This window comes from Planotetraspora silvatica (genome assembly GCF_016863315.1).
In the GTDB taxonomy this organism is placed as follows: Bacteria; Actinomycetota; Actinomycetes; order Streptosporangiales; family Streptosporangiaceae; genus Planotetraspora; species Planotetraspora silvatica.
In genome coordinates this window covers 1-23,967 of sequence record NZ_BOOQ01000058.1, presented here as the reverse complement: position 1 = coordinate 23,967, position 23,967 = coordinate 1, and the positions used below count along the sequence as shown (strand labels likewise).

The following is a 23,967-nucleotide window of genomic DNA, read 5'->3' as shown; positions in this document are numbered from 1 at the left end:
ACTTCACGCTGGTTACGGGACGGCGGTCCAGATGTTGCAGGCGGCGGAGGCACCGACGAGGTGGGATTCCCCCCATGCCCTCGCGATCGCCTCGAAGGGCCCGAAGTCGTCGTGCGGCGCGGCCTTGCCGTGCTTGATCGCCTGCAGCAGGTTGCCGGCACCCATGATGTCCCGCCGCTCCTCGGCGGTGACGCCGTAGCAGTTGTCGTCGCCGCCCTTGCAGTGCGGGTGGTGCAGCCCGATTGCGTGGCCGAACTCGTGCGCGGCCGGGATCTGCTTCGTCGTCACCTCGGTGGGGTGCCTGCCGGTCGGGTCGCTGACCGTCTTGGTGACCGGCTTGCCCTCCTCCACCGTGTCGATTCTCAGGTTGCCCTCGCCCGGCGCGGCGTTCGACCGGCCCTCGGCGCTCTCCGAGAACAGGTGGAAGACGGTGTGTTCGCGGGAGTCGACAACAGTCACCACGACCTTCGTGTCCAGCGCCGGCCTTCCGCCGACCGGGCACGCGGCCTTGATCTTGCCTTTGAACGACCACGACGACTCGACCACCCGCTTGAAATCCGCCTGGAACTTGGCCAGGCCGTCGCGCGTCTCCCGCTCGGCATTCGGCGTACCCGGCGCCGAAGGTCCCCAGCGCACCGCGTCGGCGTCGAACCTGACCCGGAAATACAGCGTCACCAGCCCTGCCGCGGGATCGACCGAGCCGTCGAACTTCCCACCGAAGTCCTTGTCCTTGATCTGGTCGGCCGGATAGTACGCGGCGCCCTTGGGCCCGCCGAGGAACTGCACGATGTCGCCGATCTGGTCCACCGGCAGGCCGGCCACGATCGCGTTGTTCGCTTCGAAATACGCCTGCCAGGGCTTACCTCTCGCCGCGACCGCACGGAGTGCCGCGAGTAGACGAGGACCGCCGGACGACTGCGCCGCGCCCTCGTCGGCACGCACCTCCTCCGACAGGGCAGCCGTCTTCGGCAGCAGGGAGTTCATCGCAAGGCCCTGGATCGCGTCGAACTGCGCCTTGTGCTCGACGGCCAGGAACGCCTCCCGGGCCGCCCCGAAGGGCCCCTTCTCCTGACGCTGGACGAACTCCTCCGCGCACGCACAGCCGGCGTGCACCTCACCGCCGCAGCGCTGGACCGGCGTGATGAGGTGCCGGGCGGCCTGATTGCCGGCCGAACCCTGTAGCTTCGCCGCCCACTGGGCACGCGATCTGGCGTCGAAGGTCGCGAGGTCCCTCGTCTCCAACGCGTACCGGGCGGGGGGACCCGTGCCGGGCGCGGTGACTTCGCGGCCGGCCGGTAGGTGCGGCGGCGCGCCGGTGTCAAGCAACCGGAGCACCGGCAGTGCCTGCTGGCCGGACGTGGCCGGCGAGGATGACGACGCCTGCGCGTTCCACGCCGAGGCGGCGGTGGCGAAGTCCCCGGTCGGCACCTGGCGGATCTCGTGCGGGATCTTCTCCACCTTGAGGTCGTCGTCGACCTTGAACCCCCAGCGCACCACGGCGTAGACGAACCCCTTGTCGGGGCCGTCCTCGGCGATGATGCTCGTTTCATACCGCCAGGTACGGTCGCCGTCCTTGCCGTCCGGCTTGTCCAGGAAGACCGCGGGCTGCTTGACGACACCGTTCTCGAGGACGGCCGGTTGGGCGCCGCCGTCTCCGCTCAGCTTGAACGAGCCGTCGTTCTGCTGCCCGAACCAGCCGGACTTGAAGGTCGGTGCCCGGTCGATCGCCTGCGTCTTGTCGTTGAGCCGGCCGGAGACGCCCTTCCGATCGTCCTGTGACCGTGGCCACCACCCGGACGTCTTCACCAGGCTCATGGTCTGGACGAAGGCGACCTTGGTCGCGTCGACCACCTCCGGGTCGGGATCGAACTGGATGCGGGCCTCGTACGAGTAGCGGGCGTGGTCCGAACCGTCGTGAGCGGTCGTCGTCACGGTGACGGTGCCGAACAGCTGACCGGGCTGCTTTCGGATCTTCTGCCGGAGTGGCCGCATCAGCCGCTCGTCGCCTGCGCGTCCGGCCTGCCGGGCGCCCTTGGCGAGGAGCTTGGCCTCCTTGTCGCTCAGCGTGCCGAGATTCCTGGCGATGCCCGGGTCGTCGAGCACGAGGATGAACCCGGTCGCCTTGGCCCAGTTCGGATTCTCCTTCGTTGTGATGGCGAAGCCGCGCTCCAGCAACGCGCCGCGGGCGTTGTGCTCGAGCGGCCCGACCACCGTGAGCATCGCCTCGACGATCGCCAGGTCAAGCTTGACGTTCCTCGCGGCCTCAGCGTGCTGGGGGTGGTTGAGATAGAGGATCGCCTCGCGCCGTCGGTTCGGGTCGGCGGCCGCGGCGGCGAAGTCCTGATCGCCCTTGACCTCTCGCTGAACGGCTATCGCCCGCTGCGCCAGCGGGTCGGCCGCGGCGACGACGGCCCGAACCGGTTCCTTGCGCCCAGCGGCCGCCGTCCGCGGCGACGGGCGGTCAAGAGCACGCATGCCTGATGATCCGCTGCGACGCTCCCCACGCACCACGGCACAACGGACGCCCGCAAGGGCGGCGATCTCCGCCCTTGCGGGCAACTCTCCGGGCGCGAGGAAGTCGAATCATCCCGGCAACGATGCGCTCGCCGTCGGGCGCCGCCTGGAGACGAGCGGGCGGCCTTCCCCGCCAGAGGCTTCACGCGCGTGCGTGTCAGCACACCGGCAAACAGGCCGTCAACCCAGCTTGACAGCCTGCTTGAGGAAGACGACGCCATCGATCATGTCGAGCCGGGCCGGGTCCAGCGGGAAATAGCGGAAGTCGTGGGAGACGCGCGGGGCGGGCTTCGTGATGGCCTCGGCCAGGCGGCGGGCGTCGATGAGAGAGCGGTCCCACGGGAGTGTGGACAGGATGCCCTCGACGGTGTCCGGGGGCGGGGTGTCGTCGCCGACCGTGCCGAAGGCGGAGGCCAGAAAGGCGTACCGGTCGCCCAGGTGCGCTTCGGTGATCGCCCCCGCGCTCCACCACTCCACCGGCAGGTCGCCGATCCGCATGGAGCTCTTGTCCCGCTGCAGGTGAAGGTTGTGGCAGAAGACCAGGGCGGAGCCTTGCCCGGCGACGGCGCGCAGGTTGGCGGCCATCATCGCGTCCCGCAGAGCCGACAGCCGCATGATCCGCGCCGGGGACGTGTCGGCCATCCAGGAGTGGTAGCGGAGCAGGCCGACGGCGGTGCGTGCGTACAGCGCCGCCCGCTCCCTGTCTTTCACGCTCAGCCGCGGCACCTGCGTGTCGAGCAGTGCCACCAGGTCGTCGGCAAGTATCCGCAGCCGCCGGGCGTCGGCGGACCGGCCGATCGACTGGGACGGGTCCATGACCGTGGCCTCGTTCGTCCACCGGTCGTCCGGGCCGAGCAGCGCGTCGAGGGTTTCCATGGTGCAGGGGAGGGGGCCGTCGAGGAGGGCGTAGAGGCCGGTGAGCGCCTGCCGCGGGCTCTCGGCCCAATACTCCAGCGGACCGTCGAAGCCGAAGAACCGGAGCTTTTCGTCATGTTCCTCGTTGTACGCGCGCATCCAGCGTACGAGTTCGCGGTTGGCCGGGGACGCTCCGAAGGCGTGGCTGAAGCCGCTCTCCATGACGTCATCGAGCGTGCCCGCGCCGGTCGTGATGTAGTCGTCCACCACGAGGCCCCTGAGGCAGTCGCTCTCGATGGCGAAGGACCGGTAGCCCTCGTGCTCGACCAGATGCCGGAAGATCTGGTTGCGCAGCTCGCCCAGCTCCCCCACGAAGTGCCTGGCCTCGCCCAGGCCGAGCAGCAGGGGTTTGGCGGGAAGTGACCGGAGGAACGCCGAGACGCCCGCGCCATCGAGCGGCCGGGCCGTGTCCTTGATGTCCATACCTTCAACGGTATCGCTGAACATTCGGTGTAAACTTCGGCGCGAAAATCCCGGTGTAGTCGCGAGAAAGCTTCAATCGGTGGTGCATCCATGAGGCCCGTGGACCTGGCGCGCGAGCCCGGCCTGTCCACCCAGGCGATCAGGAACTACGAGGACGCCGGCATCCTGCCCGCCGCCGAACGCACCGTCCACGGCTATCGCACCTATACGCCGCTGCACGCGCGAGCCCTGAGCGCGTTCCTCGCCCTCGTGCCCGGGCACGGTCACCAGACGGCCACGTCGATCATGCAGGCGGTCAACCGGGGTGCCACCGAGGACGCGCTGCGGCTCATCGACGAGAGTCACGGCCAACTCCTCGACGACCGCCGCACCCTTCAGGCCGTCGAAGCCGCGCTCCGCGATCTGGCGCCCGTGCCGCAGGAGCGCGGCGACACGTTCATCGGCCCCCTGGCCAGGAGGCTCGGCATCCGCCCTGCCACCCTGCGCAAATGGGAGAACGCCGGGCTGATCCGGCCGCGCCGCGATCCGCAGACGGGTTACCGGATCTACAGCGCGGCCGACGTACGGGACGTCCGGCTGGCCCACCAGCTCAGGCGGGGCGGCTACCTGCTGGAGCAGATCGCCCCGCTGATCGCTCAGGTCCGCTCCGCCGGAGGCGTCGCCCCGCTGGAGTCGACCCTGAGCGACTGGCAGGCCCGCCTGTCCGCCCGGGGCCGGGCCATGCTCAAGGGCGCCGCCGACCTGGACGCGTACCTCTGCGCCCGCGAACCCTGAGGCCGAGTCACGTCCACCACACGAAACGGCAGGGAACCATGCCTGAGTGACGAGGCATTTCGCCTGATTAATGACCAGAAGCATCATGTGGCGCACGAGAATGTCGCGCAACCGAATCGTCACAGGGGATACGCCAACGCATGAATACGCCACCATCGTCACCTGGAGCGGAACCGGCTGACGGATCATCCGTCCAGATCGGCGCTCTCGTTCCGCTGACTCGGCCTGGCTGGGTCGAGGCAGGCCGACACCTGCTCGCTGGACTCGAACTGGCCGTTCGCGAGGTCAATGACGCCGGCGGGATCGTCGGACGACCACTCGAGCTGGTGGTCCGGGACACCGCGGCCGATCCGCAGAGGGCCGCGGCGGCCGTAGACGAATTGGCTCGCCTGGGCGTGGCCGCTTTGGCGGGGGAGTATCACAGCGTCGTCGCCCGAGCCGCCGCCGCCAGGGCCGACGCCCTCGGCCTGCCGTACCTCTGCTCGTCAGCGGTTCTCGACGCGCTCACCGAACAGCCGACGGAATGGGTCGCGCGCATCGCCCCGGCGCAGTCCCACGGTTGGCAGGTCTACGCGGACTTCCTCCTCAGCGCGGGCCACGACCGAATCGCCGTAGCAGCCGAGTCGAGTGTCTACTGGGCGTCTGGGGCCCGCATTCTGCGGGACTACCTCGCTCCACGCGGCGGCACCGTCATCGAACTCGACATGCGCGTGCTCGCCCCTACGGCCGTGTGCGACGAACTCGCGGACAATAGCGCGACGGCCCTCCTACTTCTGGTCGGCCACCCGGAGCCGGCGGTGTCGATCGTCAAGTCCGTCCGCCGCGACCGGCGCCTGGCCGAGATCATGATCGGTGCTCCGGCCGGGCAACCGGAGTTCGCCGAATGGGCGAGGCTGCTGGGCCACGACGGCGCCGCGATCCCGTTCTTGCGCTACCTGCCCGAGCGTCTCAGCCCACTCGGTGCACGAGTCGAGACGGCCCTCCGCGAGCGGCTGGCCGAAACGCCCTCCTTCGTCGCCTTCGAGGGCTACGACACGATCGCCGTCCTCGCCGATGTGCTGCGTTCTCACGGAGCGGACCGGGCGCGCACCGCCGAATCCTGGGCGCGCGTCGCAGTCGAAGGCACCCGCGGGCAGATCCGGTTCTCCCGCACGCCGGGCATCAGCGTTCGGCAATGGGCTTGGCCGCCCATTCACGTCGTTGATCGAGATCCGGCGGAACCCGATCGCTTTCGGATCCTTCACGCCGGCTGAGAGAGCACGAACGGTTCCCGGGTGCGGCCGATGCGTTCCCGTCGACGCACCGGGCCGGGGTCACGCGGCGTTTCACGACGCGCGGTGGTTCGGCGTCGACACGATCCCGCGTCGATGCCGAACCACCGCCTCGGTGCCGGTGACGCCGGTCAGGCTGAGGCACCATCCGTCCGGAGAAGTCCGGCCGGTGTGCCCGGCAGTGGCCGCGTCACCCGCACTCGCCACAAGCGCTCCCCGACGGCTACTACTCCGCGTAGGGCTGGTCCGTTCCCTCTGCGCTGTAGCCGAGACTCCAGATGTAGCCGTCCGGATCCGCGAAGGAGCCGCCGTACCCGCCCCACGGCAGGGCGCCGGCGGGCTTGAGGATCGTGGCGCCGGCCTTCTCGGCCTCCGCGATGATCTCATCGACTCGCGCCTCGCTGCGGACGACGTAGGTGAGGACCAGTCCGCTGAAGCCGCTGCCTTCCTGGTCCGTACCCACCTGAGCGGCCAGGCCTTCACGGCCGTAGAAGCCGACGGGCGAGGCGCCGTCCGATTCGAAGAACACCGAGATGCCGTAGTCTCGCTGGACCTTCCAGCCGAGACCCTCCGTGTAGAACTGCTTGGCCCGATCCATGTCCCGGACGCCAAGAAGGATCGAGCTCACGTGCGCCTTCATGCCATGTCTCCTGATGATTTCGGTGTATGTGCTGCCTGAACCTGCAGGCGTGACATCCGGGCCGGGCCCGGCGGTCACATCGGCGTCGGTTCGCCGGTCAATTGGTATGACAGGCCGAGACGGAGGAATGTGACCGATGATCGAGCAGGACTGGCTGAACGAGCGGTTCGCCGAGCACCACGACCGCTTGCAGGCGGTGGCCTACCGGATGCTCGGCTCACCCGGCGAAGCCGAAGACGCGGTACAGGAGGCGTGGGTGCGGGTCAGCCGCGCCGACACCGGCCAGGTGGAGAACCCGGCCGGGTGGCTGACCACGGTCGTCGCCCGGGTCTGCCTGAACATGCTGGAGGCACGCCGGAACCGCCGTGAGGAGTCGGCCGGGGCGCTGCCGCCCGAGCCGGCCACGCCGCACGCGAGCACCTTCCCGACCGGCCGGGCCGACCCCGAGGACGAGGCGCTGCTGGCGGATTCGGTCGGTGTCGCGCTGATGGTGGTGCTGGACACGCTGGCTCCCGCCGAACGGCTCGCGTTCGTCCTGCACGACGTCTTCGCCGTGTCGTTCGGCGAGATCGGCGCCATCATCGACCGCTCCCCGGCGGCGGCCCGGCAACTCGCCAGCCGGGCCCGGCGACGGGTGCAAGGAGCGTCCGAGGCATCCGACGCCGCGCGATCCCCGAAGCGGGAAATCGTCGCAGCGTTCCTCGCCGCCTCCCGGAGCGGGGATTTCGCCGCCCTGCTCGAACTGCTCGATCCGGACGCCGTGGCCGTCGAGGTCCGCGGCGCCCACGCGGTGGCGGCCTTCTTCGCCGGACGAGCTCAGGCCGCCCGGCTGGCTCTGGTCGACGGCGTTCCGTCGGCCGTCTGGTCGCACCGCGGCCGGCCGAAGGCCGTCTTCACCTTCGCCATCAGCGCCGGGAAGATCACCCACATCGCCATCGACACCCACGCCGACCGGCTTCGCGACCTCGACATCGTCTTTCTTCACGCCGACAAAACAGAGCAGTGATGAGCCGTACTCCCCGACCGGTCCGCAGCGTGACCGGCATGAATCTCAAGCTTTCGTCTTGCACTCTCGCCGTCCACGACCTTGACGAGGCGCTCGGCTTCTACCGTGACGTGCTCGGCTTCGAGGTACGCGATGACGTCGAAGGCGAGGAGACGCGGTGGATGAGCGTCGGTCTGCCGTCGCAGCCGGACGTGCAACTCATCCTTCAATCGCCCGGCGCGAACCCGGGTGCCTCGCCGGGCGACCGGCAGGCGATGGAGGAGTTGATGGCCGACGGCCTGCTGGGCCATCTTGTCTTCGGGACCGACGACTGCGACGCCGCCTTCCAGCACATCGAGGCAGCGGGCGCCGAAGTGATGCAAGAACCGATCAACCAGCCCGACGGCGTCCGCGACTGCGCCTTCCGCGATCCCTCCGGCAACATGCTGCGATTCACCCAGCCGCGGCAGACCGGTATTCAGGGCAGGGCGGGCGGTGGCCGGGGCGGGGCATCGGCGCCGTCTGCGTCGTTGTGCGAAGGAGGGCCGGAGCGTCACCCGACGCCCCGGCCCTCCCCGGGTCATCGGGTGGTGTAACGGATGACGTCGGTGCGCATCACGTCGCCCGACGCTTTCACCGCCATGAAGGTGTGATGCGTCTTCGTGAGCCCTGAGGCGCTGAACACCTTCTGCCGCGTCGCGCGCACGTCGCTGTGCGTGTCGACGCGCTTGACGAGTTCGCCGTCGATGTAGATGTCGACGAGACCCTGATCAGGCGTGGTGGCGGTGATCCAGTCGACTCCTGTGCCCGCGAACGTGTACGAGACCGAGTCGCCGTTGTGGGTCGTGGCGTGGACGTCGTCGAGGTAGTCTCCGCGGAACGCGAAGTCCAGTTTCGCCGCACCGACCTGCAGCGTGGCAAGATATCCGGCCGCCAGGGTCACCGTCGATCCCGACAGGGTGTAGTCGGTGCCTTCCTTGAGCGCTGTGCCATCGAGCGAAACCCCGGCGAACTCGCTGCCGTCGCGCAGGAGCTTCACCTGCACGTCCGCGGGAGCCTTCTTGTCGAACGACACAGCCGACGGGTCGATGAGACTCGGCTGGATCACGTCGATGCGGTCGAGCAGCATGAAGGATCCGGACTTCTTGACGACTTTGAGCGTGTGGCTTCCGTTGGGAAGGTCGTCCACGCTGAATACCGTCTGTTGCGTGAGGCGCGGCTGTCCTGAATCACGCCCGGTGTTCACGCTCTTCACGAACTGCTCGTCGATGTAGACATCGACGTCACCCTGCGAGGTGTCCATTTCAGTGACGTAGGAGACACCCGTGCCCACGAAGCTGTACTGGAACGAGTCGCCGTCGTGTTCGGTGTAATGCACGCCGTCGCCGTAGTCGCCCAAACCCCGTCCGGTGCTTTGCGACCATGATCCCGTGTAGACGATGCCGGAGGCGGTGTCGTCGAGTGTGGTGGTCCGAGTCGGGCCCGATGCCGACGGCGGCGCCGCAGTGCCGGTGTCGGTGACGTTGACGGCAAGTGGTTGTGAGGTCGCGGCGACCTCTTTTCCATCGTTGCGGGTCCACTCACCGGCATAGCCGACGCGGAGTGCATCGTCGTTGACGGTGACTCCGGCGCCGGACTGAGGCGTCACCTTGAGGAGCCGTACCCCGTGGACGGGGACATCCGAGGCGGTGAACCCGGTGCGGAAACGGCCGAGGTTCTTGCGCGCCCACAGGTCGCGCACGGTGGCGGTGCCGGTCAGACCGATATCGGTCCAGTTCGCGGTGATGTCTTTTTCGGTTCGGCCGAGATTGAACAGCGCGACGGTGTAGCTGCCGTCGGAGTTGAGCGCGTACCACACCTGTTGCTGAGTCGTGGTGGAGACCGGACGCGCCGGCGTTCCTGCTTGGTCGACGGCGATGACCTCCGGGTTGGTGAGCAGGCTGAGCCCGTAGGCGTCGAGGTCTGTCAGGTCGTTGCCGGTGTACAGCGGCGCGGCGGAGGTCGCCCACAGGGTCATCGCGGTCTGTCGTTCGTCGCGGGTCAGGCCGTCCATCTTGCCGTTGCCGACGTCAAGCGAGTCGAGGTCGTTCCAACCGCCGTCTCCGCCGTTGCGCCACCAGGTCGCCTCGGTCGGGAACAGCCGGGCGATGTTGTCCCAGTTCGTGAGTGCGTCATGGGGGCAGTAGCACTCGACGTCCCATTGGATCCGCCAGCCGTTGGCCTTGGATCGCCAGTAGTCCGCGTAGTTCGGGTCGAGCGCCCACGAGAGTTCGAACCAGATCTTGTGCGCCTTGAGCGCCTTCGACCAAGCGGCGACGTCGTCCCGGGCGTCAAGCGACAGGTCGCTCACCCCGGATCCGGGGGTGACGCTGTCGAACTTGACGAAGTCGACACCCCACTGCGCAAGCAGGTCGACGATCGAGTCGATGTACTTCTGTGAGCACGGATTCGAGAAGTCGATCCGGTAGCCGATCTTCCAGTAGTCGGAGGGGCGGGGCGGTTGCGCTACGACGTCGTGTGTCGTGCACCCCGGGGCTCCGGCGATCGGCAGGTTCGCGTTGTAGACGTCGGGGGAGATGCCCGGGATCATGTAGACCCCGAATTTCTGGCCGTTCGCGTGGACGTGGTCGATGATCTTCTGGAGGCCTTGCGGGTAGAGCGTGGCGCTGGGCTTGGGCCGCCCGTTGGCGTCAACCCCGTCGTTCCATCCCGCATCGACGTTGATGTAGTCATAGCCGTACTTCTGCAGCTTGGCGTGCATCGCGTCGGACTGTTTGACGAGTTGGTCGCCGGTGATCCACTTCGAGTTCCCGGAGTAGACCTGCATGCTGTAGCTGCTCCACCCCATGTATGGCTGCGTGGCCCACGGGTCGGCGGTCGATGCGAGTGGTTTCCTGGGCGTCGGCGTCGGCACCGTGTCGGACGACGGCGTCGGCGAGGGAGTGGGGGTCGTGGACGCCGTCAGGGCGGTGGCGGCCGCGTCGGATCGGGTCGCGGCCGCCGGCATGACATCGCCGAGCATGAGCCCGACGGCCATCGCCGCCACGCTCGTCACCGCGAGGGCTCGACGCGCCCTCGTGTACCGTTTCATGCGATCTTCTCCTCCTGTGTGGTCCGGGGCCACGATGCCCGTGACCAGCGGCATGGGCCGTCCGGTGCAGCGATCGGCGAGGGCAGCCTCGTGATGTCGAGGAGCACCGCCCGCTGCGAGTCGAGGGTGGGCAGTGGGATGCCTGCGACGGCGAGCGCGGAGCCGGGCAGCTCAGCGCCGTCGGTGTGCACGAGGGCGAACCCTTCGGGGCCTGGTCAGGATGCGGGCGCCGCCATCGTCGCCGCGCGGTTGGAAGTGGAGACGGAACGCGCGGCCCCCGCTTTCGTCCGGCGGGAAACCCGGGAAACGAGCGCGGCCCTCATGCGTGATGCGGCGCCGGACACCGAAGGGGTTCGGCGACATGCCGTGGCTCGTATGCCGGGAGTGGTGGTCGAGGTGCGGCGCGGAGGGCGACAGCGGGCATCGGGGGGTCCTCAAAATCTGGCAGGGAAGCCGGTGAAGTGCCGCCGAGCGTAGGACTCGTTCGCCCATGAATCAATACTTGACGAAGGAAATTATTACGCCTACGTTTCGGGCCATGCTTACCCAGCCGGCACGGGCGCCCTCACGGATACTCCTGCGGTTACGGCCGTATTCACCGCGGTGCTGATCGAGGGCGCCTTTATGATCTACGGCATGGCGACGAGACTGGTGTAGATCAATATGAAGGCGCGAGACTCCGCCGCGCTTGGCCGGTTCTGGGCGGAGGTGCTCGGCTGGGGCATCGACAGCGAGGATGGGGGTCTGCGCGCGTTTATGTGCCACTTTGGCGTGGGCGCTACTGTGCCGTCATGTTGATAGGACGCCGCCTTGAGCACGGCCGTTTGGAGGTGCTGCTTGCAAACGCCCGCGAAGGGCGGAGCGGGGCGTTGGTCGTGCGGGGAGAGGCGGGGATCGGCAAGTCGGCCCTGCTCGAGGATCTGGCGTCGGTCGCGGACGGGATGGAGGTGTTACGGGGGGCCGGCATCGAGACCGAGGCCGAGTTGCCATTCAGTGGGCTCCACCTGCTCTTGCATCCGTTCGCGGACCGGCTGGACGTTTTGCCGGGCCAGCAGGCGGCCGCCATGCGGTCGGTGTTCGGTCTGGCCGAGGTTCCGGTGCGCGACCCGTTCCTGGTTGGCGCCGCGACGCTGACGCTGCTGTCGGACCTCGCCGCGCGGCGGCCGCTGGTGTGCCTGATCGACGATGCTCAATGGCTGGATCAGGCGTCCTCGGACGCGTTGTTGTTCGCAGCGCGCAGGCTTCATGAGGATCCGATCGCGATGGTCTTCGCGGTACGGGACACCGCACAACCGTTCCTCACACCGGGGATCGAGGTCATGCGGCTGGACGGACTGGACCGTGACTCCGCCGTGGAACTGCTGGCGGACTGCGCGCCCGAGCTGACTGTTCCGGTGCGTGACAGGCTCCTGGACGAGGCGGGCGGCAACCCGCTGGCCCTGATAGAGCTTTCCCACGCGTCGAGGGACGGCCTGGTTACGCCGGTCGGTCCGCTGAGGATCGCCGCACGCGTGCAGGACGCCTTCCGGGCCCAGTTGGAGGAGCTGCCCGCCGCCACCCGCCTGCTCCTTCTGCTGGCGGCGGCCGACGGCGCCGGCGAACTCGATGTGGTCCTGCGGGCAGGCGTCGCCCTCGGTGTGTCACCCGTCGATCTCGGTCCGGCTGAGGAGGCCCGTCTCGTCGTCACGTCAGCCGACGAGATCAAGTTCCGTCATCCGCTGATCCGGTCGGCCGTGTATCAGAGCGCCCCTCATCATCAGCGCATCGCCGTACACCAAGCCCTGGCCGGTGCGCTGTCGCTTGTGGCGGACTCCGACCGCCGCACGTGGCATCGGGCCGCCGCGGCCACCGGCCCCGACGACGAAGTCGCCGGCGAGCTGGAACACACTGCCGAGCGAGCCCGATATCGCGGTGGGGCGGTGGCGGTCGCCTTGGCGTACGAGCGGGCCGCGCGGCTCAGCACCGGGCAGGAGGGCAAGGCGCAGCGCATGGTCCGCGCGGCCCGCTCGGCCTACGACGCCGGCCGCCCAGAATGGGCGACCCGGCTGGCGACCGAGGCCGCTGCGCTGACCGGCAGGCCCGCTGTCGTCGCCGAGGCCACCTATGTGCGTGCGCAAGTGGCCTACGAAAGCACCTCGCCGGCCGCCGACGCGGCCCTGGCATTGGAGGGCGCCAAGCTGATCACCGGCAGCCATCCGGAGCGGGCGGTGTCCATGCTGACCGAGGCCGTGTGGGCGGCCCGTGACGCATGCGCCCACGATCTCGTCAAAGAGGCCGTCGCCCAACTGGAGACCGTCCGGCTGCCCTCGGGCGCGGCGCTGACCCCCGTGGTGGCGGCCCTGATCGGATACGGCAGGCACGCCGACGGCGATTTCGGCGCGGCGGTCGTGCCCATGCGCGCGCTGGTCGAGGCTGTCCGGACCGGAACCGTCCAGGACTTCGTTGAGCGGGTGATCGCCGGATTCATGGGACTGCTGACCGCCGACGACGTGGCGGCGACGGACGTGCTGGAGTCGCTGGCGGCCGACGTCAGAGCGGACGGGTCGCTCGGCTGGCTTCCGTACGTACTGGAGCCGCTGGCCATCGGCCGGCTGCTGCGGGGCGACTTCCGCGGCGCTCAGGCCGACCTCGCTCAAGGCATCTCGCTGGCCTCCGACATCGGCATGGACATGCAGGTGACCGTACTGAAGGGCATCGCGGCCTGGCTGGCCGCCGTCATCGGCGACGCCGCCGAGTGCCGTGCGTTGGCGGCCGAGGTGCGTGGACACGCTGCCCTGCACCCCACCAACGCGGCCCTCGCCTCGTGGGGCGTGGGACTGCTCGATCTCGCCGAGGGACGTTCCGAGCAGGCGCTCGACTGGTTCGAGGAAGCATGCGGGGGCCCTGCCCGACACGATCTGCTCATCAGGGCCATACCGGATCACGTCGAAGCCGCCATCCGCACCGGACGCGCCGACCTGGCCCGACGACACCTGCCGGCCTTGGCGGCGTGGGCCGCCCACAATGACGTCGGCAAGGCTCTGGAGTTGCGCTGCCAGGCTCTGCTCACCGATGGTGACCAGGCCGAACGTCACTACCGCGCCGCGCTGCGGCTCATCCCCGACCGGCCGTACGAACTCGCGCGGACCAAACTCGCATACGGAGGATGGCTGCGCCGCCAGCGCCGCCGCTCAGAGGCCCGCGCCGCTCTGGCGCAAGCAGAGGACACCTTCGCCAGGCTCGGCGCGGCACGCTGGGCCGAGCGTGCCCGCACCGAACTGACGGTCCTCGGCGACAGACCCGTGGCCCAGGCTCAGGCCGACGACCCGCTCCAGCGGCTGACCCCACAGGAACTCCAGGTCGTGCGACTGGCCGCAGCCGGGTACAGCAACAGGGAGATCGCAGCGCGCCTGTACCTCAGCCCGCGCACTGTGGGACATCACCTCTACCGGGCTTATCCGAAGATCGGCGTGACCCGCAGGATGGAGCTCGCCAAGCTCGAGCTGTGAGCCGTATCAGTCGACCTACTTACTCGTCACCACGGCCGGCACCCGCCGCGGACCGGCCCGCGGTACGCCGTTGCCGTCGCCGCCCGTCCTGATCAGCGGATCTGTCAGAGCAGTCGTGAGGCCGATGCCCGCCCTTCCGTGCCGTCCCTAGATTCGAGCCATCGAACCGACGAACGGAGACGCACATGCTTCTGGAGAACAAGACCGCGGTGATCTATGGGGGCGGCGGAGCCATCGGCGGAGCGATGGCGCGGGGCTTCGCCGCCGAGGGGGCGCGGGTCTTCCTCGCCGGCCGCACTCCCGGCAAGCTCGACACCGTCGCCGCGGACGTCCGCCGCCAGGGCGGCCTGGCCGAGACGGCGATCGTGGACGCCCTGGACGCGAGCGCCGTCAACGGCTGGGTCGACTCCATCGTGGCGCAGACCGGCAGCATCGATGTCTCGGTCAACGTCATCTCCCAGGACGCGCTGTTCGTGCCGTTGCTCGACATGCCCGTCGCCGACTTCGGCCACGCGATGGACAAGGTGGCGCGCTCGTTTCTGCTGACCGCACAGGCCGCCGCACGGCACATGGTCAAGCAGGGCTCGGGAGTCATCTTGAACTTCGGCGGCTCTGACCCGACCAACTCCTCGCCCGGCCTGGGAACCGTACAGGTCGGCTGCGACCTGATCGAGGCCATGCGCCGCCAGTGGGCCTGCGAGCTCGGCCCGCACTCCGTACGCGTGGTCTCGATGCGTACCGGTGGGATCCCCGATTCCATGCCCGACCTTCCCGAGATGGCGCCCTACAAGCAGAAGATGGTGGATGCGACGCTTCTCAAGCGAGCCGCGACCCTGGACGATGTCGGCCGAGTCGCCGCGTTCTTGGCGTCGGAACACGCCAGGAGCATCACCTCCACGCAGGTGAACATGTCCTGCGGAGCCCTCGTCGACTGACACGACGGGTGCCGGGGGAGGCGAAGACCCTTACCCGCGGGCCGATGCCGCGGGCTGGGACGAGCGTGAACGCGATGCCTCCCCCCAGAGGGGACCTGCGCGAAGCAACCCGCGGAAGCGACATTTGGAGAACGGCATGAACGACGACGTCACCCAGTACATCAACAAGACCGCGCCCTGGCAGATCGGCGTCTGCGAGAAGCTGCGTGCGATGGTCCACGAGACCGTTCCCACGGTCGAAGAACGGCTGCAGTACGGCAAGCCGCACTTCCTCAAGAACGGCCAATTCGCGGCCGTCATAGCGGTCTCCCGGGACAAGGTGTCATTCATGGTGTTCAACGCCACGGACGTCCCTGTGGTCAAGGGCTTCATCCGAGCACTGGGCAAAGGGGAACGCAAGGCCGCCGACATCGTAGAAGGGCAGGATGTCGACTACACGCGCCTCGCTGACATCCTGGAAAAGACCACGGTCGCTTTGTGAGCAGGCTGACTCGCCCCGTCTGATTTCACTGCGCAGCTTGTCGTTCAAGGAGGTTATGACCCTGCGCAACTACTGACGAGACCCTGTCCCCAGGACGGCTCGGCCCTCACTTTGCGGATCTCAACCTGAGGTCACATCCGAACTGCGCCGACACCGGAATCGCCGATTGCACCGATCCGGCGGCGGTAATCGCGCGGGGACGCGCCGGTGACCCGCTTGAACGCGTTGCTCAGCGCGCTCTCCGAGCCGTAGCCGACCTCACGGGCGATCGCCGCCACCGTTCCGTCGCCGCGGCGCAGGCGGTCGGCGGCCAGTTCGATCCGCCAGCCGCTCAGGTAGTTCAGCGGGCCCTGCCCGACGACCTGCTTGAACCGGGCGGCGAGCGTTGACCGGGACACCGCCGCGACCTCAGCCAGCTGAGCCACCGTCCAGGAGCGGTCCGGCCGGGCGTGCATGGCCCGCAGCGCCGGGGCCACGACCGGGTCGGCGAGCCCGGCCAACCAGCCGGACACCTCACCGGGCCTGGCGACGGCCAGGTGCAGGCGCAGCAGGTGGATCAGCATCACCAGGGCGAGATGCTCGGTGACCAGTGTCGAGGCGAGCGGCCGGTGGCGCAGCTCGGCGTCGATCTGCTCGAGCGCCCACCGCACGGTGGCGGCCTCGGCGGTGCGGCCGGGCACATGGATCACCGGCGGCAGCGCGTCGAGCAGCAGCTCCTGGGCCCGCTCACCGAAGTCGAACCGGCCGCCGACGACCCAACGGCTGGGAGCTTCAGCTGGCGATGAACTTCCTCGGTCATTTCGCTCTGGTCGCCGGCCTGCACGAGAACCTGCGGCAGGCCGGCGACGCACGGATGGTCACGGTGAGTTCCGGCGCCCATCTGCGCGCGTCCTTCGACTTCGACGACCCGCACTTCGAGCGACGCCCGTACGACCGCTGGGCAGCGTACGCGCAGTCGAAGACGGCCGATGTTCTGCTCGCGGTCGGTGTCGGCCGGCGCTGGGCCGCCGACGGAGTCACCGCCAACTCGCTGAACCCCGGCTACATCCACACCAACCTGCAGCGGCATCTCGACGATGACACCAGGCGGGCGTTCGGCTCGATGGACGACGAGGGAAACCTCCTGACTCCGGACTACTACAAGACCCCGGAGCAGGGAGCCGCCACCTCGGTGCTGCTCGCCGCGTCCCCGCTGCTCGACGGGGTGACCGGCCGGTACTTCTCGGACAACCAGGAAGAGGAGGCGGTGCCCGGCGGCCCAGAAGTGCCCGGCGGCCCAGAAGTGCCCGGCGGCGTGGCGCACTGGGCGGTCGACCCGGCTGTCGCGGACCGCCTCTGGGACTACGCGCTCGAAGCGACACTCAACTGATGATCACCAGCCCGGCGGGCTCGGCGCACCCGGATCATCACGGTGCCAGGGCTGACCGTCGACGCCCTGTGCCCGCCGGCGACCCACGCATACCTTCCATCGACAAGGCGAAAGCTATGACGAAGACCTGGTTCATCGCCGGCGCCTCCCGCGGTTTCGGCCGCCTTGGGCCGAAGCCGCGCTGAAGCGCGGCGACCGGGTGGCAGCCACCATCCGAGACCCGCAGGTCCTGGTGGAAATGAAGGAGAGGACCGACGACCGGCTCCTCCCACTCGCACTCGACGTCACCGACCGGGCGGCCGTGGTCGCGGCGGTCGACCGCGCACACGAGCACTTCGGCACACTCGACATCGTGGTCAACAACGCCGGATACGGGCTGTTCGGCGCCGCCGAGGACATCACTGAGGAACAGGCCCGCAAGCAGCTGGACACCAACGTGCTCGGCACCCTCTGGGTCACCCAGGCCGCGCTTCCCCATCTGCGCGCGGCGGGCGCCGGGCACATCATCAACGTGTCGAGCATCGCCGGGATCGTGGCATGGCCGTTGCTGTCCGTCTACCACGCCTCCAAGTTCGCCGTCGAAGGACTCAGCGAGGCTCTGGCCCAGGAGGTCGCCGCGTTCGGCATCAAGGTGACGATCGTCGAGCCCGCGGCGTACGCCACCGACTGGAGCGGCTCGTCGTCCATCCGGGCCACGCCCTCCCCGGCCTACCAGGACTTGATCGCCCAGAGAGCAGCCATCAGCGCCGCCGCCCCACAAGCCGACCCCGCGGCCACGGCACAGGTGATCCTGGAACTGGTGGACACCGCTGAACCACCGCTGCGCCTGTTCCTTGGAGGCGCGGCACTATCGATGGCCCAGGCGACGTACGCCGGACGCCTCGCCGAATGGGAGAAGTGGAACCACCTTTCGGCCCTCGCCCAGTACTCCGGTGACGCTTCGCGATCTCGATGGTTGTCGGGGCCTGCTGATGAGCGCCGCCACCAGGCATCCCCTGCCCGAGACCACCTTGCGGCTTTATCTTCCTGCGTCCGGCTCCCACGATTCAGATCTTCTTCACCGGACAGCCGTGCGTGCTGAATACGGTCCGGCCGTTACCTAGGAAGTATCGGTTTGGAGACTGATGGACAACGTAGGCGAACAGCACGGTGTCGGACGCCGCGCCCTGATTCAGGCCGCACTGGCCGCTCCCGCCGTCGGCGCTTTGTCGACGCTGGTAGGAGCCTCTCCGGCGAGCGCGGACGATGGACAGCGTTCCGGCGACAACGGGCACTTCGACGAGGAGAGTCCCCGTTTCGCCCTGGCAGTGCTGCCGGACACCCAATACCTTTTCGACGCGGACAGCGCCAACCCCGAGCCACTGCTCAAGACCTTCGACTACCTCATTCAGGAACGCGCGGACCTGAACATCGCGTTCATGACTCACCTCGGCGATGTCACCGAGCACGGCACCGAGCAGGAGGAAACGCTCGCGGGCAAGACCTTCCGGGCCATCGACAACAAGGTGCCGTACAGCGTGCTCGCGGGAAACCACGACGTCACGTCGGACGACCAGCGCGGAAAGACGCCCTACTTGAGCGTCTTCGGTCCGCAGCGCTTCGCCAAGTCGCCGACCTTCCGGGGCGCCTCACCCGACGGCTACAACAGTTTCCACGTGGTTCGGGCGGGCGGCCGTGAATGGCTGATCCTCGCGCTCGACTGGAGACTGTCGGACAAGGGCGTGCGGTGGGCGCAGGGCGTCATCGACGCTCACCGAACGCTGCCCGTCATTCTCACCACCCACGAGCTGGTCGCTCCGGGCGACAACGGCACGGCGTCCCTGTCCGCCTACGGGCAACAGCTGTGGGACGGCATCATTCGCCGTAACGACCAGATCTTCCTCACGCTCAACGGTCACTTCTGGCCGCCCGCGCGCACGGTTCTGAAGAACGACGCGGGCAACGACGTTCACGCGCATATCACCAACTACCAGGACCGCTACTACGGTGGCGGCGGCATGATCCGCCTGTATCACTTCGACCTCGTCCGGAACGTCGTCGACGTCGAAACCATCTCGCCGTGGTTCCTGGACCGCGACCCGGAGCGTCGGTCTCCCCTCGAGGCCGAGACGCTGGAGCTCACCGGCCCGACGGACCGTTTCAGCATCGACATCGACTTCACCGCGCGCTTCCAGGGGTTCGCCCCGACAACGCCGCCCCCTCCGCGCCCCGTCAGTGCCGTGACGCCCAAGGGCACCGTGGCGTACTGGCGCTTCGACGCGGCAGGGCTGACCGGAGCCGGCACGGCGGGAAGCCCCGTCGCGGCCGGAACGGTGGTTCCCGACCTCACCGGCAACGGCAACAACCTGACGGTTCAGCAGCTCGGCACTCCGGTGCCAGGCAACCTGCTCAGCCAGGTCAACGCGGTGACCGCGAGCGCCGAGAACGCGCCGAACGAAAGCGCCGCGAACCTCAAGGACGGCAATTCGTCGACCAAGTGGCTGGCGTTCAGCTCGACCGGCTGGGTGACCTACCAGCTGGCCAAGCCCGCGGTGGTGGTGCAGTACGCGCTCACCTCCGCGAACGACTCGCCGGGCCGCGACCCCAAGGACTTCGCGGTGCAGGGGTCGAACGACGGCAGTTCGTGGACCGACCTGGACACGCAGACGGGGCAGACCTTCAGCGGGCGGTTCGCCACCAACACCTACAGCTTCACCAACAAGACCGCCTACGCGTACTACCGGCTCAACGTCACCGCGAACTCCGGTGATTCGCTCATCCAGCTCGCCGACTGGAGCATCGGCGACGGCTCGAACCATCTGCTCACCTGGTCGCCCGATCACCACACCGGGCAGCCGGCGCATGCCAGCCTGCGCTTCGACGGAGGCAAGAGCCCCAACAGGGCCGCGATTCTCGAGGCTGTGGCCGGTGCGCCCGTCAACAGCATGAAGTTCCGCTCCGGATACACGATCGAGGCGTTCATCAAGCTGCCCGATCCGTTCCAGGGTGACCATGCGTGGATGGGCATCCTCAGCTGGGAGGGTCGCAGCGGCGACGCCGGCAAGACCAACGGCTACTCCCAGGACGAACCCACCTGCAGCCTGAACCTGTCTCCCGAGCGGTTCCTGCAGTACATCGTCTATCCGGATGTGCAGAACGCGAGCCCCACATCGTGGAGCCACGCCCTGCCGCCCGGAGAGTGGATGCACATCGCCGTGGTCAACGACGGCCGGGCAACGGTGATCTACGTGAACGGATCGAAGATCGTCCGTAACCCCACTCAGCCCTCGACGGGCATCGCCACCCTCGGCAAGCCGTTCGTCATCGGTGCCACGCAGAGTGCCCTGCAGTTCGGCCAGGGCTTCTACGGATGGATCGGCGACGTTCGCATCTCGTCCCGCGCGTTGCGGACGAGCGAGTTCCTGACCACCTTCAAGTGACGCGGACCGTACGGGGCCGGCGGCGTGGTCGGCCCCGTACGGCCGGCCCATCTGAGCGGACGACGGACGCCCGACCGTCCGCCGGGTGCGTGCCCGTGGTCGACACCGCGACCTCGGGGCCTTTTGGACCGTCTTGTACAAGATGTTCCATTTGACCGATTAGGCGCATGCGACCTTGGGTAGCGCCAGGTAATGGCATCACAGGAACACGGGGGCCGGCCCGAGGTCATTCTGGAGGTCGCGGCACGGCTTTTCGCGGCTCTCGGCTACGACGGCACGTCAATCCGTCAGATCGCTGAGGCGGTCGGGCTGGACATCACCACGATCACCGAGCAGGTGGGCGGCAAACGGGATATCTACCTCGCAGTCATGGAACGGGCGTTCCAATCGGAGCGTGCCGCGCTCGAGTCGGCGGCGGCGGAGTTCGAAGCGAACGGTTCGGTTCACCAGTTATTCGACCGCTACCTTGATTTCTACGTCGAGCATCCGGACATCGTGGCGCTCTGGATGCACCGATGGTTGCTGGACGCGGCGGACGTCGCGGAGTTGGAGAACCAATATGTCGAGCCGCTCACCGGGATGATCGGCAAGGCGGTGGGAAATCTGCTCCCCGATACCGACGTCGACATCGAGTACACGCTCTGGACCGTGATCTGGTCCGTCCACGGCTTTGTCACAGGGGGCGTTCTGGAGGCTGACGGGGAACTCCGGGGACCCTCGAACCCGCAGAGCCTGCGCCGGTTCCGGCGGACCATGCACCAGATGCTCCACCGCCACCTGGGCCTCCCCGGTGATCCACCCGCCTGAAGGCCGCCCTTCACCTTTCGCCCCATGCGGAGTCGTCTCCTTGGGTGACCAGTCCCGTCCGCGCGCATACTCCCGAGGTGATGGATCGCCGGATCCTGCTCCACGCATAGACACGTGGACACGGACGCACTTCGGGTCAACCGCGACGGCGATCACCGGTGACGGGTGTCCGGGGCGACGGCCTCCAGGTCATCGACGCTGCCCGACATGATCGTTCGCACGTGCTCGGTGATGTGCTCCGCCGGCCAGTCCCACCAGGCCACCGCCAGCAGCCGGGCGATGTCCTGCTCGTTGTAGCGGGTGCGGATGAGACGAGCCGGGTTGCCGCCCACTATTCCGTAGTCGGGGACGTCGGAGGTGACCACGGCGCGGGCGCCGATGATCGCGCCGTGTCCGATGCGCACGCCCGGCATCACCGTCGCGCCGTACCCGAACCAGACGTCGTTGCCGATCACGGTGTCGCCGCGGTTCGACAGGCCGGTAAGCAGGTCGAAGTGCTCGGACCAGGAGCCGCCCATGGTCGGGAGGGGGAAGGTCGAGGGGCCGTCCATGCGGTGGTTGGCGCCGTTCATGATGAACCGCACCCCCGTACCCAGCGCGCAGAATCTCCCGATGACCAGCTTCTCCGGCCCGTAGTGGTAGAGCACGTTGCGCGTCTCGAACGCGGTCGGGTCGTCCGGGTCGTCGTAGTAGGAGTACTCCCCGACCTCGATCAACGGGGATGTGACCAGCGGCCGGAGCAGCACCACCCGCGGCTGGCCGGGCATGGGGTGCAGCACGGCCGGGTCGGGGGGCGCGTACGGCGTCATGGGATCGCTTCCTCGGACTCTCTGCTGACGGCAGGTACCCGCATGCACCTGATCCGATCCTTAATGCGACAAGTGTTACTTTAAGATGTTGGCATGATGTTGCCTGTGAAGCAAACGGATTCTCGGCGGTGACTCCCACCTCGTCCCTGCCGCTGGACGACCCGCCCGTGCCGCCGATCCGGCGGCGGCCGGGTGGCCGTACCAGCCGCGTCCGGGAGCAGGTTCTCGACGCGGTCCGTGCCGAGCTGGGCGAGCGCGGCTATGACGAGCTCACCGTGGAGGCCGTGGCGGCCCGCGCGGGTGTGCACCGCGCGACGGTGTACCGGCGCTGGCGCGATGTCGGCGGCCTGCTGGCCGATGTCTTCGAAGCGGCGAGCGAGGACGGCTGGCAGCCCCCGGACACCGGCTCTCTGCAGGGCGACCTGGCGGCGCTCAACCACGAGAGCCAGGCGGCCCTGACCGCGCATCCGCCGATCGTCGCGGCGCTCATCGCCGCCTCGTTCCGCTCCGAGGAAGCCGCCCGGGGGGTGCGGCGGCTCTGGGAGGACCGCTACGCCCGCTGCGAGGTCATCGTCGGCCGAGCCGTCCTGCGCGGTGAACTTTCCCCGGGCACTGACGCGCGGCGTCTGCTCATCGCCGCCACCGCGCCGCTTTACCATCAACTCGTGCTTCTCCGCACGCCACCGCACCCCGATCTGCCCGATCAGGTGGCCAGGACCGCCGTCCTGGCCGCATCCGCCGGCGCCTTCACCGGATGAACCCGCAAAGCCCGCGATCCCGAGCGCTTCGCGGCCGACGACATCCGGGGGGAGCCCGGAACCGGAACCCGGCAGTACGCATCGCTATTCGGCCGTGTCAATTACCTCGGAAATAGATTGCGCTGCGGTGACCGCATTGGCAGCATCTGCCCATGCACAAGATCACTCTCTCGCTGCCGCTGATCCCCGCCACCTCCCCGGCGCGGGTCCAGCAGCAGCCCAGCCGCCCACGGAGGCTCAAACCCGCTCACGTCTGATGGCCGCCCTGGTCGCAGGCCTGCTCGCCGGCTACGGCATCGCGATGCCGGTCGGAGCGGTCGCGACGTATCTGGTGGCCCTCACCGCCCGCACGTCTCTGAAGATCGGCATCTGCGCCGCACTGGGCGTCGCGACCGCCGACGGCCTGTACGCGCTGGTCGCCGCGATAGGCGGGTCCGCGCTCACCCCCGTCCTTGAGCCGATCATGGCCCCTCTGCGATGGGCCTCGGCCTTCGTGCTCATCGCGATGGCGGCCCGCAGCGGCATCACCGCATTCCGCCAGTATCGCAAGCAGCAGGTCGCAAGCCGGACCGATGAGGCCCCGCTCACTCCCACACGGGCCTATCTGGGGCTGCTGGGGATCACGATGATGAACCCCATCACCGTGATCTACTTCGCGGCGCTGGTGCTCGCCACCCAGGCGTCGGCGGCTCCGGACCTCCTCGGCCAGGCAGTGTTCATTCTGGCCGCCTTCGCGGCGTCCGCCAGCTGGCAGCTGCTTCTCGCCGGTGGAGGTGCCTTGCTCGGCCGGGCGTTGACCGGAAGCGGGGGACGGCTCATCACCTCCGTCTGTTCCAGCATCCTCATCACCGCCTTTGCCGCTCATCTGCTCATCTCGGCCTCCTGATCCGCATCGGGGTCCACGACGACCTGCTCCGGCTGGCCGGTTCGCTAAAGTTCGGTCACGCCACCGCCTCGCTACTGGTCGGCAAGCTGTCCGCGGCCGGCAGGCAGAACGCGCTCGCCGCAGCGCTCAAGGAGTACGGGGCATTGCGGCGCACCATCTACGCCGCCCGATACCTCGCTGACCCGGCCTACCGGCGCAAGATCTCCCGGCAGCTGAACAAGGGCGAGTCGCTGCACGCGCTCAAGCGAGACCTGCTCTACGCCCACGAGGGCGCCATCCGAGCGCGGCACCTCGAAGCTCAGACCGAGCAGGCGTGGTGCCTGACGCTGGCCACCAACGCCGTGGTCGCCTGGACCACCGAGTAGGCGCCGAAAAACAACGCTTAGCTGCGTCGGCGCTGGG

At 68.4% G+C, this 23,967-nt stretch carries 20 protein-coding genes and 1 pseudogene; 14 read left to right on the top strand and 7 right to left on the bottom strand.

Annotation, left to right across the window (positions count from 1 at the left end; translation table 11 throughout):
• Positions 1-12: 12 nt before the first annotated feature.
• Entirely contained in the window at positions 13-2,475 is a 2,463-nt protein-coding gene (locus tag Psi02_RS36440; RefSeq protein WP_203980416.1) for a zinc metalloprotease, read from the bottom strand.
• 219 nt (positions 2,476-2,694) lie between these two features.
• Positions 2,695-3,852: an erythromycin esterase family protein gene (locus Psi02_RS36435; protein ID WP_239095465.1), complete on the bottom strand. Its 1,158-nt coding sequence runs from the start codon at positions 3,850-3,852 to the stop codon at positions 2,695-2,697.
• Positions 3,853-3,942: 90 nt separating this feature from the next.
• On the opposite strand from Psi02_RS36435, the gene Psi02_RS36430 reads away from it, so the two are divergent.
• Entirely contained in the window at positions 3,943-4,626 is a 684-nt protein-coding gene (locus Psi02_RS36430; protein WP_203980414.1) for a TioE family transcriptional regulator, read from the top strand.
• Between the two features lie 140 nt (positions 4,627-4,766).
• On the top strand, positions 4,767-5,879 hold the full coding sequence (locus Psi02_RS36425) for an ABC transporter substrate-binding protein (RefSeq protein ID WP_203980413.1): 1,113 nt from the start codon (positions 4,767-4,769) through the stop codon (positions 5,877-5,879).
• A gap of 244 nt (positions 5,880-6,123) precedes the next feature.
• Here the strand turns inward: Psi02_RS36425 and Psi02_RS36420 are convergent, their stop codons facing one another.
• Positions 6,124-6,537 (bottom strand): VOC family protein, encoded by a 414-nt coding sequence (locus tag Psi02_RS36420; RefSeq protein ID WP_239095464.1) that lies wholly within the window; start codon positions 6,535-6,537, stop codon positions 6,124-6,126.
• Between the two features lie 136 nt (positions 6,538-6,673).
• Between Psi02_RS36420 and Psi02_RS36415 the strand changes: the two genes are divergently transcribed.
• Together Psi02_RS36415 and Psi02_RS36410 are read left to right on the top strand one after the other, a co-directional pair.
• Positions 6,674-7,543: a sigma-70 family RNA polymerase sigma factor gene (locus Psi02_RS36415; protein WP_203980412.1), complete on the top strand. Its 870-nt coding sequence runs from the start codon at positions 6,674-6,676 to the stop codon at positions 7,541-7,543.
• A 38-nt stretch (positions 7,544-7,581) separates the two neighbouring features.
• Positions 7,582-8,118 carry a VOC family protein gene (locus Psi02_RS36410; protein ID WP_203980411.1) on the top strand — a complete coding sequence of 179 codons (537 nt, stop codon included), beginning with the start codon at positions 7,582-7,584 and terminating at the stop codon, positions 8,116-8,118.
• Here the strand turns inward: Psi02_RS36410 and Psi02_RS36405 are convergent.
• Together Psi02_RS36405 and Psi02_RS36400 are read right to left on the bottom strand one after the other, a co-directional pair.
• Complete coding sequence (locus Psi02_RS36405; RefSeq protein WP_203980410.1) at positions 8,103-10,613, bottom strand: X2-like carbohydrate binding domain-containing protein; 2,511 nt, start codon at positions 10,611-10,613, stop codon at positions 8,103-8,105. The two genes, Psi02_RS36410 and Psi02_RS36405, sit on opposite strands and share 16 nt — an antisense overlap.
• On the bottom strand, positions 10,610-10,804 hold the full coding sequence (locus Psi02_RS36400) for a hypothetical protein (protein ID WP_203980409.1): 195 nt from the start codon (positions 10,802-10,804) through the stop codon (positions 10,610-10,612). The genes Psi02_RS36405 and Psi02_RS36400 overlap by 4 nt, the downstream gene beginning before the upstream one ends.
• Before the next feature lie 600 nt (positions 10,805-11,404).
• On the opposite strand from Psi02_RS36400, the gene Psi02_RS36395 reads away from it, so the two are divergent.
• The 3 genes from Psi02_RS36395 (at position 11,405) to Psi02_RS36385 (ending at position 15,517) form a co-directional block, all read left to right on the top strand.
• The gene (locus Psi02_RS36395) at positions 11,405-14,101 is read left to right on the top strand and encodes an ATP-binding protein (RefSeq protein ID WP_203980408.1); all 2,697 of its coding nucleotides are present in this window, start codon (positions 11,405-11,407) and stop codon (positions 14,099-14,101) included.
• Between the two features lie 185 nt (positions 14,102-14,286).
• Complete coding sequence (locus tag Psi02_RS36390; protein ID WP_203980407.1) at positions 14,287-15,036, top strand: SDR family NAD(P)-dependent oxidoreductase; 750 nt, start codon at positions 14,287-14,289, stop codon at positions 15,034-15,036.
• Positions 15,037-15,172: 136 nt separating this feature from the next.
• Positions 15,173-15,517, top strand: a complete 345-nt coding sequence (locus tag Psi02_RS36385) for a DUF1801 domain-containing protein (RefSeq protein ID WP_203980406.1) — start codon at positions 15,173-15,175, stop codon at positions 15,515-15,517.
• Positions 15,518-15,648: 131 nt separating this feature from the next.
• Here Psi02_RS36385 and Psi02_RS36380 read toward each other — a convergent pair whose 3' ends face one another.
• A complete protein-coding gene (locus Psi02_RS36380) occupies positions 15,649-16,368 on the bottom strand; it encodes a helix-turn-helix domain-containing protein (RefSeq protein ID WP_203980405.1) in 720 nt (239 codons plus the stop codon).
• Here Psi02_RS36380 and Psi02_RS36375 point away from each other — a divergent pair.
• From Psi02_RS36375 to Psi02_RS36360, 4 genes and pseudogenes are all read left to right on the top strand, one after another.
• A pseudogene (locus Psi02_RS36375) lies at positions 16,290-16,886 on the top strand (SDR family NAD(P)-dependent oxidoreductase); the annotation flags it as partial. The gene Psi02_RS36380 and the pseudogene Psi02_RS36375 overlap by 79 nt on opposite strands.
• Positions 16,887-17,085: 199 nt before the next feature.
• The gene (locus Psi02_RS36370; protein ID WP_239095463.1) at positions 17,086-17,967 is read left to right on the top strand and encodes an SDR family NAD(P)-dependent oxidoreductase; all 882 of its coding nucleotides are present in this window, start codon (positions 17,086-17,088) and stop codon (positions 17,965-17,967) included.
• A 43-nt stretch (positions 17,968-18,010) separates the two neighbouring features.
• On the top strand, positions 18,011-20,305 hold the full coding sequence (locus tag Psi02_RS36365; protein WP_203980403.1) for a LamG-like jellyroll fold domain-containing protein: 2,295 nt from the start codon (positions 18,011-18,013) through the stop codon (positions 20,303-20,305).
• Positions 20,306-20,497: 192 nt separating this feature from the next.
• A complete protein-coding gene (locus Psi02_RS36360; RefSeq protein WP_203980402.1) occupies positions 20,498-21,112 on the top strand; it encodes a TetR/AcrR family transcriptional regulator in 615 nt (204 codons plus the stop codon).
• A gap of 152 nt (positions 21,113-21,264) precedes the next feature.
• On the opposite strand, the gene Psi02_RS36355 is transcribed toward Psi02_RS36360, so the two are convergent.
• Positions 21,265-21,921, bottom strand: coding sequence for a CatB-related O-acetyltransferase (locus Psi02_RS36355; protein ID WP_203980401.1), 657 nt, complete (start codon positions 21,919-21,921; stop codon positions 21,265-21,267).
• A 128-nt stretch (positions 21,922-22,049) separates the two neighbouring features.
• On the opposite strand from Psi02_RS36355, the gene Psi02_RS36350 reads away from it, so the two are divergent.
• The 3 genes from Psi02_RS36350 (at position 22,050) to Psi02_RS36340 (ending at position 23,930) form a co-directional block, all read left to right on the top strand.
• Positions 22,050-22,679 carry a TetR/AcrR family transcriptional regulator gene (locus Psi02_RS36350; protein ID WP_239095462.1) on the top strand — a complete coding sequence of 210 codons (630 nt, stop codon included), beginning with the start codon at positions 22,050-22,052 and terminating at the stop codon, positions 22,677-22,679.
• Between the two features lie 256 nt (positions 22,680-22,935).
• Positions 22,936-23,565: a LysE family transporter gene (locus Psi02_RS36345; protein WP_239095461.1), complete on the top strand. Its 630-nt coding sequence runs from the start codon at positions 22,936-22,938 to the stop codon at positions 23,563-23,565.
• Positions 23,508-23,930: a Tn3 family transposase gene (locus tag Psi02_RS36340; protein ID WP_203980458.1), complete on the top strand. Its 423-nt coding sequence runs from the start codon at positions 23,508-23,510 to the stop codon at positions 23,928-23,930. Before Psi02_RS36345 ends, Psi02_RS36340 begins: the two co-directional genes overlap by 58 nt.
• The last annotated feature ends 37 nt before the right edge of the window (positions 23,931-23,967 follow it).